We start from the raw sequence: 11794 nt of genomic DNA on the forward strand, positions 1-11794 counted from the left end.
GATGACTCAGCGCCTTCTACTCCTCGATACGGCCAGCCTCTACTTCCGGGCCTACTTCGGCTCGCCGGAGATCCTCGCGCCCGACGGCACCAACGTGAACGCCGTGCGCGGTCTGCTCGGCTACATCTCCCAGCTCGTCGAGCAGTATGAGCCCACCCACCTGGCCTGCTGCTGGGACGACGACTGGCGTCCCCAGTGGCGGGTCGACCTGATCCCGACCTACAAGGCGCACCGGGTCGTGACCGAGGTCGCCGGCGCACCGGACGTCGAGGAGGTGCCCGACCCGCTCGAGCTCCAGGTGCCGATCATCCGCGACGTGCTCGCGGCGTTCGGCATCGCGGTGGTCGGTGCGCCCGGCTACGAGGCCGACGACGTGATCGGCACGCTCGCGACCGGGGCCGGCATGCCGGTCGACGTCGTCACCGGCGACCGCGACCTGTTCCAGCTCGTCGACGACGAGGCCGCCGTCCGGGTCCTGTACGTCGGGCGCGGCGTCGGCCGCCACGAGCGCGTCGACGAGACCTGGGTGCTCGACAAGTACGGCGTCCGCGCCGACCAGTACGCCGACTTCGCCACCCTGCGCGGCGACGCCTCCGACGGCCTGCCGGGCGTCAAGGGCGTCGGCGAGAAGACCGCGGCCTCGATGCTCCAGAAGTACGGCGACCTGGCCGGCATCCGCGCCGCTGCCGAGGACCCGGCCAGCGACCTCGGCCCGGGCCCGCGGCTCAAGCTCAAGGACGCGGCGCCCTACCTGGACGTGGCCCCGACCGTCGTGGCGGTCGCGCGTGACATCGACCTGCCGCGCGAGCATCTGGCCCTCCCGGTGACGCCGGCCGACCCGGACGCCCTCGCCGACCTGGTGGAGCGCTGGTCGCTGTCCTCGGCGGTCGAGCGGCTGACCGGCATCCTGGCGCGCGCCGAGGGCTAGGACGCGCCCGGGACGCCCTCAGGGCCGAGCAGGCCCGCGTCGACGAGCGCCGGGATCACGTGGTCCCGGATCGCCGGCCCGAGGCCGGGCTTGGCCGCGTCCGCGACCCAGTCGAGCGCGGCGAGCTCGGCGTGGAGGGCCGGCTCGCCGTCGATGCTCACCACGAAGACGGTGAGCCGCATCGGGACCCGCTCGATCGCGGCGGGTGCCTCGACGTCCAGGAAGTGCTCGGCCTCGCGCACGACGACACCGAGCTCCTCGTGGACCTCGCGGCGCATGGCGTCCTCGAACGACTCCCCCGGCTCGAGCTTGCCGCCGGGCAGGTAGAACACGTCGGGCGCCGCGTGCTTGCTGACCACGAGCAGGCGCCGCTCGCGCAGCACGGCGGCCGCGGCGACGACGAGGCCGGCGCTCACTCGCTCGCCACGATCCCGCGGCGCAGGAGCTTGACCAGCTGGCGCGCGGTGTCGCGCACCGGCGTCCCCGCCGCCGCGTCGGCGATCTGGCCGGCGAAGTCGATGAGCTGCTTCATCTGGCGCACGAAGTCACCGGCGGTCTGGTCGTTGCGGGTGATCACCTCGTCGAGGTCCTGACCCTCGGCCCAGCGGTACGCCGTCCAGGCGAAGCCCGGGTCGGGCTTGCGGAGGAAGTCGAGGCGGTGGTCGCGCTCCAGGCGCTCCAGCTCGCCCCACAGCCGCGTCATCGCGTCGATGGTCACCTGGATCGCGCCGCCCGGGACGTTCGGCGGGCCCTCCTCGGGCCGGCGGGCCTCGTAGACGAGGGCGGAGAGCACCGCGCCGAGCTGGGCCGGTGAGAGGTCGTCCCACAGGCCCGTGCGCAGCGACTCGGCCGCGACCAGGTCGAGGTCGGAGTAGATCCGCATCAGGCCGCGGCCACGCTCGGTGACGTCGTCCCCGACGAGGTAGTCGAGCGCCTCGAGCACCTCGAGCACCCGGTCGAAGGTGCGCGCCACGGTGTTGGTCCGCCGCTCGATGCGGGCCGCGAGCAGGTCGGTGTCCTTCTGCAGCTTGGCGTGGCGCTCGGCCCACCGGGAGTGGTCCTCGCGCTCGGAGCAGCCGTGGCACGGGTGCTCGCGGATCTGGGCGCGCAGCGCCTGGATCTGGCGCGCGGCGGCCTCGTCGACGGGCCCGCGCTCGGCCTTGGGCCGGGTCACCGACAGCGGCAGCGCCCGGACCGCCTCGCGGACCTGCTGGGCGATGTCCTTGCGCTGGTGCGGGTTGCGCGCGTCGACCCGCTTGGGGAGCCGGATGTGGGCGACCGGCTCGACCGGTGTCGGGAAGTCCATCATCGCCAGCCGGCGCCCCTGGCGCTCGGCGGTGATCACCAGCGGGCGGTGGCCGTGCTCGGACAGACCGGGCTCGACGATCACCGCCGGGCCCGCGAACTTGCCGACCGGGACGATGATCACGTCGCCCGTCGTCAGCCGCTCCAGCGAGGCGGCGGCCTCGTCGCGGCGGTCGTGGCGGCGGGCCTTGCTGGACTCCTTCTCCAGCTCGCTGACCCGGCGGCGCAGGGCGGCGTACTCCAGGAAGTCGCCGAGGTGGCACTGCGCGGCCTCGGCATAGCCCTCGAGCGCGTCCTCGGCCTTGCGCTGCTGGCGGGCCAGGCCGACCACCGCGCGGTCGGCCTGGAACTGCGCGAACGACTGCTCCAGCAGCTCGCGGGCCTGGTGCCGCCCGTAGGAGTGCACCAGGTTGACCGCCATGTTGTACGACGGCCGGAACGACGAGCGCAGCGGATAGGTCCGGGTCGAGGCGAGACCCGCCAGCTCGCGCGGGTTCATCCCCGGCTGCCAGAGCACGACCGCATGGCCCTCGATGTCGAGACCGCGGCGCCCGGCCCGGCCGGTGAGCTGGGTGTACTCCCCCGGCGTGATGTCGGCGTGCGTCTCGCCGTTCCACTTCGAGAGCTTCTCCAGGACGACGGTGCGCGCGGGCATGTTGATGCCGAGCGCGAGCGTCTCGGTGGCGAAGACCATCTTGACCAGCCCGCGCAGGTAGAGCTCCTCGACGCACTCCTTGAACGCCGGCAGCATGCCGGCGTGGTGGGCAGCGACGCCGCGCGAGGCGGCGTCGAGGAAGTCGTGGTAGCCGAGCACGTGCAGGTCGTCGGAGGGCAGGCCGCCGAGGGTCCGCTCGACGTACTCGATCGCCTCGTCGCGCTCCTCGGGCGTGGTGAGCCGCAGGTTGGCCTCGAGGCACTGCCTGACGGCGGCGTCGCAGCCGGCGCGGCTGAAGATGAAGTCGATCGCGGGCAGCAGGTTGTGCCGCTCGAGCTGGTCGATCACGTCGAGCCGCCCCGGGATCCAGATCCGGCGTCCGCTGCCGACGTTGCGGCTGCCGGGGCCGCCCTGGCGCCCGCGCGCGCCCTTGGGCGTGCGGCGGTCCTTGAGGCGGGTCGAGGCCCAGTCGTCGCGGGCGAGCTTCATCAGCTCGTCGTTGACCGGGGCGCCCTCGCGGACGAAGCCGGCCGCCGCGTCGACGTCGGAGGAGGCGAACAGGTCGAGCAGCCGGCGTCCCACCATGACGTGCTGGAACAGCGGCACCGGACGTCGCTCGGCCACGATCGTGCGGGTCGAGCCGCGCACCGTCTCGAGCCACTCGCCGAACTCCTCGGCGTTGGAGACCGTCGCCGACAGCGAGATCACCGAGACCGACTCGGGGAGGTGGATGATGACCTCCTCCCAGACCGCGCCGCGGGCCCGGTCGGCGAGGTAGTGCACCTCGTCCATCACCACGAAGCCCAGCCCGACCAGCGTCCGGGAACGCGCGTAGAGCATGTTGCGCAGCACCTCGGTGGTCATCACCACGACCGGCGCCTCACCGTTGATCGAGGTGTCGCCGGTGAGCAGACCGACCTGGTCGGCGCCGTAGCGCTCGGCGAGGTCGTGGTACTTCTGGTTCGACAGCGCCTTGATCGGCGTCGTGTAGAAGCACTTGCGCCCGGTCTCGAGCGCCAGGTGCACGGCGAACTCGCCGACCACCGTCTTGCCGGCACCCGTCGGCGCGGCGACGAGCACGCCGTCGCCCTCCTCGACCGCGCGGCAGCCCTCGACCTGGAAGTCGTCGAGCTCGAAGGAGAAGCCCGCCGCGAAGTCGCGGAACACCGGGTGCCCCTTGTCCTTGCGGTACGACGCGTAGCGCTCGGCCGGGCTCTGGCCGGCCGGCTCCCGCTCGTCGGCGCTCATGCCATCACCCGCACCGCGCCGGGCACGCACTCGACGGTCATCGGGAGCGGTCCGAACCGCTCGCCGTCGGCGTACCCGACGATGCCGGCGCTGGCCACCGTGACCCGCTTGACGCGGTGGCGCTCGTACTGGGGGTGGCTCACGTGTCTCCCGTCGAAGAGCTTGGGGAAGGTCCTGATCAGCTCCATCCTGCCCACCGGCTTGATGAGGACCACGTCGAGGAGGCCGTCGTCGAGCTGGGCACCGTGGGTGATCCGCAACCCGCCACCGAAGGACGGGCCGTTGCCGACCGCGACCAGCATCGCCTCCAGGCGCCGCTCGACGCCGTCGAGCTCGAGGACGTACTGCAGCGGCTCGAAGACCCGCAGCTCGGCGAGCGTGGCCAGGTTGTAGCGCATCTGCCCGCGCGGCCAGCGCATCCGGTTGGCCCGCTCGTTGACGACCGCGTCGAAGCCGGCGGCGAGCACGCCGCCGAAGTAGCGATCGCCGATCCGGCCCAGGTCGATCGTGCGCGGCGAGGCCTGCAGGATCCGCTGGGCCGCCGCGGCACCGTGGCCGAGCGGCAGGTCGAAGTAGCGCGCGAAGTCGTTGCCCGTGCCCGCCGGCAGGATCCCCACCGGCACCGTGGTGCCCGCGGCCGCCTGGAGGCCGATGTTGACCATGCCGTCACCGCCGCACAGGACGAGCACGTCCGGCTCCTCGGCGACCGCCAGCCGGGCCAGGTCGAGCGCCTCGCCGGCGTCGCGACCGGTCAGGGCCGTCGTGCGCCAGCCGGCGCCGTGGAAGCGCGGCAGCGCCTCGTCGCGCATCCGCGCACCACGCCCCTTGCCCGAGGTCGGGTTGGTCAGGACGATCGCGCGGGGCACGGGTGAAGGCTAGCGGGGCCTAGAGGTCGAGCGGGCTGGCCTCGTCGGGCGAGAGCCCGGCGTTGATCCGGTTCTTGTCGCGACGCCGGTCGTTGAGCCGGGCGATCACCTCGGAGACGAAGAACAGCACGACCATCGGGACGGCCATGAACGTCATCGTGAACGGGTCGGTCGAGGGCGTGGCGGCCGCGGCGAACACGAAGCAGCCGATCACGATCCACGGGCGGACCGCGCCCAGCGCCTTGCCGCGCAGGATGCCCGCCATGTTGAGCAGCACCACGAAGACCGGGATCTCGAAGGCGACCCCGAAGACCAGCATGGTCCGGGTGAAGAAGCTCAGGTAGTCGTTGAACTCGACCAGGTTGGTCAGGTCGGCCTGGGTGAACCCGATCAGGATCTCCAGACCCTTGGGCAGGGTCACGTAGGCGAGCACGATGCCGCCGATGAAGAGCGGACCCGCGATCACCGCGAAGAGTGCCGTCCAGCGCTTCTCGGTCCGGTGCAGGCCGGGCAGGATGAACGCCCAGATCTGGTAGAGCCAGATCGGGCTCGTCCCGATGACCGCGGCCAGCCCGCACAGCTTGAGGTACAGGATGAAGCCGCCGGCCACGCCGCTGGTGGTCGCCATCGTGCGCTCGGCGCCGAGGGACTCGCGCGCCTTCTGGTAGGGCTCGTTGATGATCGCGAAGATCGGGTCGAAGAAGAAGAGCGCGACGATGAAGCCCACGAGGAGCACGAGCGCCGCCTTGAGGATGCGGGCGCGCAGCTCTCGCAGGTGATCGGACAGGGCCATCCGCCCGTCGCTACCGACGGGGTGGACCGGCCTGCCGACGAAGAGCTTGAGGATGCCGGACAGGGCCAAGGGTCAGGCGTTGTTCTCGCGACGCTCGTCGACGATCTCGCCCTCGGCGATCTCGTCGTCGGCGGCGTTGAGCTCACTGGTCGGCGCGGTGGGCTTCTTCTTGTCGTCCTCGTCGTCGCGCAGGCCCTTGGTCTCGGCCTTGAAGATCCGCAGCGCCTGTCCGGTGCCCCGAGCCAGGTCGGGGAGCTTCGCGGCTCCGAAGACGAGAACCACGATCGCCAGGATGATGAGCCACTCGGCTCCCTGGGGCATTCCGATCAGGGGGATCATCGGTGCAACCAACTCTCGTTGTCTCGGGTACTGCGGACGTGGCCCATGCTACGCCCATTGTCACAGGTAGAGGCTGAGTGTCTCCTGTGCACGTTCGGTGAACGTGTCGGTGAAGGCGCCCGGGCTGACCACCTCGGCGTGCGGCGCGAGGCGCAGGAGCAGCCGGGTGAGCCAGCGGCGGTCGACCACGAGGAGGTCGACCTCGGCCGATCCGTCCGCGAGGGGGCGCACCGCGCGGACCGGGTAGTAGTCGGTGGCCCACCGGGCCGGCGGGGCCAGCCGGAGGGTCACCGGGACGGCGTCGGGCGCGGCGTCGTCGGTGAACAGGCCGTCGCTGAGGTCGCGCGGGGCGCGCGGGGCGGTCGTCGTACGGCCGGGGAGGAGCTCGGCCTTGCTGATCCGGTCGAGGCGGAACAGCCGGTCGCCGCCGGCGCGGTGGCACCAGGCGTCGAGGTAGGCGAAGACGCCGTGGGTGACCACGCCGTAGGGATCGACGACGCGCTCGGACTCCTCGTCGCGGGAGGGCACGAAGTAGGACAGCCGCAGCTGCTGGGAGCCGGCCAGGGCCTGCTCGACGAGCGCGGTGAGCTCGGCGACGACGACCTGCTGGGCGTCGCGCGGGGACGGCGCCACCTCGACGTGGGCGGCACCGGCGGTGGCCGCGGCCCGCTCGAGCTTGGCCAGGACCCGGTCCACCAGCTCGGGCGTGGCGCCCGCGGCGCGGGTCTCGCGCAGCATCCGCAGCGCGACGATGACCGCGGAGGCCTCGGTGGCGCTCAGCCGCAGGGGGCGGGCCAGGTAGTCGGCGTTCTCGACCCGGATCACGCCCTCGGTGACTGGGCTGCCCTCGTCGGTGACGATCGCGTCGAGGTCGACGTCGATGAGGTCGTCGGGGAGCCCGCCGGGCAGGCCGCACATGAACAGCACCCGCAGGTCGCGCACCACCTGGGCCGGCGTGGTGCCCAGCACCTTGGCGGCCTCCTCGAGGCGGACACCGTCGCGGTGGTGCAGGAAGGGCACCAGCGTCAGCAGCCGGGCGACCTGGTCACGGGCACCGGGAGCGGGGGCGGACGCGCGGCTCACCGGGCCACCTGCTGGAGCCGGGCGACCACGTCGGCACGGATCGCGGCGGGCTCGACGAGCACGACGTCGGGACCGTGCGAGAGCACCTCGTCGGCCAGGCCCTGGGTCGGGCGGACCACCTCGACCCGGTCCCAGCCGGTGCGCTCGTCGGGTCCGGCGACGCCGGTCGTCACCCGGGCCGCCGCGCGGCGCAGACCGTGACCGGCGCCCTCGCGCACGAGGAGCACCGCGGTCGCGGTGGGGATCGGCGGCGCCATCCGCCGCGCGATCGAGCGCACGTCGGTGTCGGGCGGGACGTCGTACGCGCCGGGCTGGCCGACCAGCCGCACCTCGCCGACAACCCGGGAGAGCCGGAAGACCCGCTCGGCCCCGCGATCGGCGTCGTGGCCGACGAGGTACCAGCGGCCGCCGTACCGGACGACGCCCCAGGGCTCGACGTGGCGGCGCATCGGGTCCTCGTCACCGGGGCGCTGGTAGTCGAACTCGATCGCCTGGCGCTCGCACACCGCGATCCAGCAGGTCTCGAAGGCCGGCTCCTCCGCGGTCAGCAGCGGGCGGGCGATCTCGAGCGCGTCGAGGTCGACGTCGATGCCGGCCGCGGTCAGCTTGCGCACCGCGTCGGTGGTCGCCTGGGCCATGGTCGCGTGCTGCCAGACCCGGGAGGCGATGCCGACCACCTGGGCCTCCTCGGCGGTGAGCTCGACCTCGGGCAGGGCGAACGCCTCGGGCGGGATCCGGTAGCCGACCTCGTCGTCGAAGAAGGGGTCGATCGGCGCCACCTCGACGGGGACGCCGAGGCTGCGCAGCTCGTCCTTGTCGCGCTCGAACATCTTCTCGAAGGCGTCCGGGCGCGAGTCGGGGTAGAGCAGCTCCCGGATCCGCTCCTTGGCGATCGGGCGCCGCTGGACCAGGAGCATGATGAGCAGGTTGAGCAGGCGCTCGCTCTTCGGCGCGGGCATGGGGACTATTGTGCCCCGTCGAACATCAGTTCGACGAACCCTCGCTTGCGCTGCCCGACGGCGTCGCCGTGCTGCTGGGCGAGCCGCTCGGCGGACCGCTCGGGGAGGCGGTGTCGGTCGGCTCCGGCTTCGGCTCGGGGTCGGCGACGTCGAGGATGTCGATGACGAAGTAGAGCGTGGAGTTGGCCGGGATGTCCTCGCCCTGGGCCTTGTCGCCGTAGCCCAGCTTGGGCGGGATCTCGAGGATCACCCGGCTGCCGACCGTCTGGCCGACCAGGGCCTTGGACCAGCCCTTGACCACGGTGGCCTCCTTGCCACCGAGGGTGGCGGTGAAGCCGCTCTTGCTGAAGCTCTCGTCGAAGGGCTTGGTGCCCTTGGCGAGCTGGCCGAGGTAGTTGACCAGCGCCTGCTGGCCGTCCTTGATCGCCGGGCCGGTGCCCTTGGTGAGCACGGCGACGCGCAGCTCGCCGTTGGCGGCGGGCACGCCCTTGAAGTCGAGACCGGTCGGGACGCCGTCCTTCTCGACGACCTTGGGGGCCCAGGCCGGCGCGGTCTGCGCGGCACCCTCGGGCCCGGCGAGGCCGACGATGTCGGCGACGTAGAGCATGCCGTCCTCGTTGCCGATGTTGAGGTTGGCGAGCAGGGTCGCGGCCTGGCTGCCGAAGTAGTCACCGAAGGCGACGTCGCTGCCGACGGCGACCGCGAGCCGGGTGCCGACGGTCTGACCGGCCTTGATCTGGCCGTCGAGGCCGATCGCGAGCAGGTCGGTCAGCGACTGCGGCTCCTTCTTGGTGCCGATGCGGACCAGGGTGCTGAGCTTGGTGTCGTCATAGCTGTCGTAGGCGACCTTGTGGGTCCAGCCGTCGGCCAGCGTGAACTCGACCCGGACCAGGTCGCCGTTCTTGAGCGCGTCGCCGTCGCCCTTGGAGACCACCTTGGACTCGGCCTTCTCGGCCGTCATGGTGTCCTTCCAGTCCAGCTGGGGCGCCTCCCCCACCGCACCGCTGATGCTGACGGCGTCGAACCCCTTGACGCCGTCGGAGGAGTCGCTGCCGCACGCGGCCAGCGCGAGGCTGGCCGGGAGCAGGGCGGTGAGGACAAGGGTCGTCGGACGTCGCAGACGCATCAGCACGCGCAAACCCTACCGAGTCACCCTGAGGAATCCGGCAGGAGTCGCTCACATGCCGTCGATGAGTCGCTGCACGCGCTCGTCGTACGCCCGGAACGGGTCCTTGCAGAGCACCGTGCGCTGCGCCTGGTCGTTGAGCTTGAGGTGCACCCAGTCGACGGTGAAGTCGCGGCGCCGCTCCTGGGCGCGACGGATGAACTCGCCGCGCAGCCGGGCCCGGGTGTTCTGGGGCGGGACCGACTTGGCCTCGAAGATCTTGAGGTCGGTGGAGACCCGGGCGACCGCCCCGCGCTTCTCGAGCAGGTAGTAGAGCCCGCGGTTGCGGTGGATGTCGTGGTAGGCCAGGTCGAGCTGGGCCACGCGCGGGTGGCTCATCGGCAGCCCGTGCTTGGCGCGGTAGCGATCGATGAGCTTCCACTTGATCACCCAGTCGATCTCGCGGTCGACCAGGCTGAGGTCGTCGGACTCGACCGCCTTGAGGCCCCGCTCCCACAGGTCGAGCGAGCGCTCGATGACCGGCGTGCTGATCCCACGGCGGTCGACGAAGTCCCGGGCCTTGGCGAGGTACTCGCCCTGGATCTCCAGCGCGCTCGCCTCGCGCCCGTTGGCCAGGCGCACCTTGCGCCGCCCGGTGACGTCGTGCGCGATCTCGCGGATGGCCCGGATGGGGTTCTCCATCGTGAGGTCGCGCATCACCACGCCCTCCTCGATCATCCGCAGCACCAGGTCGCAGGAGGCGACCTTGAGCATGGTGGTCGTCTCGCTCATGTTGGAGTCGCCGACGATGACGTGGAGCCGGCGGTACTTCTCGGCGTCCGCGTGGGGCTCGTCGCGGGTGTTGATGATCGGCCGGCTCCGGGTGGTCGCGCTGGAGACGCCCTCCCAGATGTGCTCGGCGCGCTGGCTGACCGAGTAGCTGGTCCCCCGCGGCGTCTGGGTCACCTTGCCGGCGCCCACGATGATCTGGCGGGTCACCAGGAACGGGATGAGCACGTCGGCGAGCCGGCTGAACTCACCGGCCCGGCTGACCAGGTAGTTCTCGTGGCAGCCGTAGGAGTTGCCCGCGGAGTCGGTGTTGTTCTTGAACAGGTAGATCTCGCCCGCGATGCCCTCGTCGTGCAACCGCTGCTCGGCGTCGAGCAGCAGCCCCTCGAGCACCCGCTCCCCCGCCTTGTCGTGCGTGACGAGCTCGGTGACGTCGTCGCACTCGGGGGTGGCGTACTCCGGGTGGCTGCCGACGTCGAGGTAGAGCCGGGCGCCGTTGCGCAGGAAGACGTTGCTGGAACGACCCCAGCTCACGACCTTGCGGAACAGGTAGCGCGCGACCTCGTCGGGACTGAGCCGGCGCTGGCCGCGGAACGTGCAGGTGACCCCGTATTCGTTCTCGATCCCGAAGATCCGCCGGTCCATGTACGCACACTACTGCCGTCGTGGGAGCCGTGCGGGAGATGCGGGCCGAGGGATGCGGTTTGGTCCCAAACCGCATCAATTCAGGGGATCAACCTGCAGTTCGTGCCCAATCGACCGGGCTGGTTGAGCGGTACCAGCGGTTCATCACCCGTGCGCTCCCTACGTCCGAGTAGAACGAATCGTCCACCAGCGCGCGCCACTTCCGGAGCCGCTCAGCTTGATGCGGCCGCCCCAGCGCCCGGTCGATCTCGTGCATCAAGATCGCGGCGTGGTTCAACAGGTCGTCAAGCGTGTAGCCGCGGCGAACGTACGACGAGCTCGCCAGCGCACGCTCCCGACGCAGATCGCGCTTGTGCGTCGCCGCCTCGCGGTGAACTGCTCCGTCGTACTCGTGGACGTTCAAGGTGCCGACCACGAGCAGATCCGCACGGCCGAGGAATCGTCCATGTTCGTCATGAACGTCGACCTGTGACTCGGTCGCGACATCCATGACGTCGTGGAACTTCCGAAGGAGAGTCTCGCCAGCAGACTCCGCCAGCGGATCGCGACCCTCCCACACCCAGCGCAGGCGCTTCGTGCCTGGGCGTCGCGATACAAGAACGTCCTGCATCGCCGCCTCGTCGACGTGACCGAGCCGTACCGCCGAGTCGACCATGAGCGCCAAGTCGAGATCGCCGAGGTCGCGCGCCGCCCGAAGCAGGATCTCCGATGGGTGGTCGACGGGCAGGCCGTCCACAACGCCCGCGGCCGACTCCCGTGTCAGCCGGGAGCAGATGACGGCGGGCCGCCGAGGACGACGGTCACCGCGGACGGCCGCGAAGTGAGGCACCTCCCGCGGCAGGGCCGGCAACTGCCATCCGAGGAGACGCGCAGCGGTGACGTGGGTGAAGACGGCGCCCTCAGGCAGAACCAGAAGCAGTGCGCTCAGATCGCGCAGGAAGTTGGCCCGCGTACCGAGCTCTGGCGTCTCCGGACGGTAGAGACCGTGAGATACGCGCTGATGCCCCGCGGTGCGCACCTCGCCGCGGATAGCACCATCGGGCCCGACCTCCATCCGGACAGGGTTGGCGTACGACGTT

At 71.4% G+C, this 11794-nt stretch carries 11 protein-coding genes; 1 reads left to right on the top strand and 10 read right to left on the bottom strand.

The genetic code is table 11. The features are described from left to right. The first annotated feature begins 1 nt into the window (after window position 1). Window positions 2-928 (top strand): 5'-3' exonuclease, encoded by a 927-nt coding sequence (locus tag CCO04_RS20090; RefSeq protein ID WP_215815932.1) that lies wholly within the window; start codon window positions 2-4, stop codon window positions 926-928. On the opposite strand, the gene CCO04_RS20095 is transcribed toward CCO04_RS20090, so the two are convergent. The 10 genes from CCO04_RS20095 to CCO04_RS20140 all read right to left on the bottom strand — a co-directional run bounded on the left by CCO04_RS20095 (window position 925) and on the right by CCO04_RS20140 (window position 11769). Next, window positions 925-1344: an NUDIX domain-containing protein gene (locus CCO04_RS20095; RefSeq protein ID WP_215815933.1), complete on the bottom strand. Its 420-nt coding sequence runs from the start codon at window positions 1342-1344 to the stop codon at window positions 925-927. The genes CCO04_RS20090 and CCO04_RS20095 overlap by 4 nt on opposite strands. Continuing rightward, a complete protein-coding gene (locus tag CCO04_RS20100) occupies window positions 1341-4136 on the bottom strand; it encodes an RNA helicase (protein WP_215815934.1) in 2796 nt (931 codons plus the stop codon). Before CCO04_RS20100 ends, CCO04_RS20095 begins: the two co-directional genes overlap by 4 nt. After that, window positions 4133-5002: a diacylglycerol kinase gene (locus CCO04_RS20105; protein ID WP_215815935.1), complete on the bottom strand. Its 870-nt coding sequence runs from the start codon at window positions 5000-5002 to the stop codon at window positions 4133-4135. The genes CCO04_RS20100 and CCO04_RS20105 overlap by 4 nt, the downstream gene beginning before the upstream one ends. A 19-nt stretch (window positions 5003-5021) precedes the next feature. Continuing rightward, entirely contained in the window at window positions 5022-5795 is a 774-nt protein-coding gene (gene tatC / locus CCO04_RS20110) for a twin-arginine translocase subunit TatC (RefSeq protein WP_252373573.1), read from the bottom strand. Between the two features lie 72 nt (window positions 5796-5867). Continuing rightward, entirely contained in the window at window positions 5868-6134 is a 267-nt protein-coding gene (gene tatA, locus CCO04_RS20115) for a twin-arginine translocase TatA/TatE family subunit (RefSeq protein ID WP_252373574.1), read from the bottom strand. Between the two features lie 60 nt (window positions 6135-6194). Beyond that, window positions 6195-7217: a YafY family protein gene (locus CCO04_RS29890; RefSeq protein WP_215815937.1), complete on the bottom strand. Its 1023-nt coding sequence runs from the start codon at window positions 7215-7217 to the stop codon at window positions 6195-6197. Next, window positions 7214-8176, bottom strand: a complete 963-nt coding sequence (locus CCO04_RS20125; RefSeq protein ID WP_215815938.1) for a YafY family protein — start codon at window positions 8174-8176, stop codon at window positions 7214-7216. The genes CCO04_RS29890 and CCO04_RS20125 overlap by 4 nt, the downstream gene beginning before the upstream one ends. A 25-nt stretch (window positions 8177-8201) precedes the next feature. Then, window positions 8202-9302, bottom strand: a complete 1101-nt coding sequence (locus tag CCO04_RS20130) for an FKBP-type peptidyl-prolyl cis-trans isomerase (RefSeq protein WP_252373642.1) — start codon at window positions 9300-9302, stop codon at window positions 8202-8204. Window positions 9303-9353: 51 nt separating this feature from the next. Next, entirely contained in the window at window positions 9354-10715 is a 1362-nt protein-coding gene (gene pafA / locus CCO04_RS20135; RefSeq protein WP_215815940.1) for a Pup--protein ligase, read from the bottom strand. A gap of 88 nt (window positions 10716-10803) precedes the next feature. Beyond that, window positions 10804-11769, bottom strand: a complete 966-nt coding sequence (locus CCO04_RS20140) for a hypothetical protein (protein ID WP_215815941.1) — start codon at window positions 11767-11769, stop codon at window positions 10804-10806. Between the last annotated feature and the right edge of the window lie 25 nt (window positions 11770-11794).

The organism is Pimelobacter sp. 30-1 (assembly GCF_018831735.1).
Lineage (GTDB): Bacteria > Actinomycetota > Actinomycetes > Propionibacteriales > Nocardioidaceae > Nocardioides.

Excerpts from the sequence above, each read along its gene's own strand:
- CCO04_RS20100 (WP_215815934.1), bottom strand. The coding sequence starts at position 4,136 with ATGAGCGCCGACGAGCGGGAGCCGGCCGGCCAGAGCCCGGCCGAGCGC.
- CCO04_RS20140 (WP_215815941.1), bottom strand. The coding sequence starts at position 11,769 with ATGGAGGTCGGGCCCGATGGTGCTATCCGCGGCGAGGTGCGCACCGCG.
- CCO04_RS20090 (WP_215815932.1), top strand. The coding sequence starts at position 2 with ATGACTCAGCGCCTTCTACTCCTCGATACGGCCAGCCTCTACTTCCGG.
- CCO04_RS20125 (WP_215815938.1), bottom strand. The coding sequence starts at position 8,176 with ATGCCCGCGCCGAAGAGCGAGCGCCTGCTCAACCTGCTCATCATGCTC.
- CCO04_RS20130 (WP_252373642.1), bottom strand. The coding sequence starts at position 9,302 with ATGCGTCTGCGACGTCCGACGACCCTTGTCCTCACCGCCCTGCTCCCG.
- tatA (WP_252373574.1), bottom strand. The coding sequence starts at position 6,134 with ATGATCCCCCTGATCGGAATGCCCCAGGGAGCCGAGTGGCTCATCATC.
- pafA (WP_215815940.1), bottom strand. The coding sequence starts at position 10,715 with ATGGACCGGCGGATCTTCGGGATCGAGAACGAATACGGGGTCACCTGC.
- tatC (WP_252373573.1), bottom strand. The coding sequence starts at position 5,795 with ATGGCCCTGTCCGATCACCTGCGAGAGCTGCGCGCCCGCATCCTCAAG.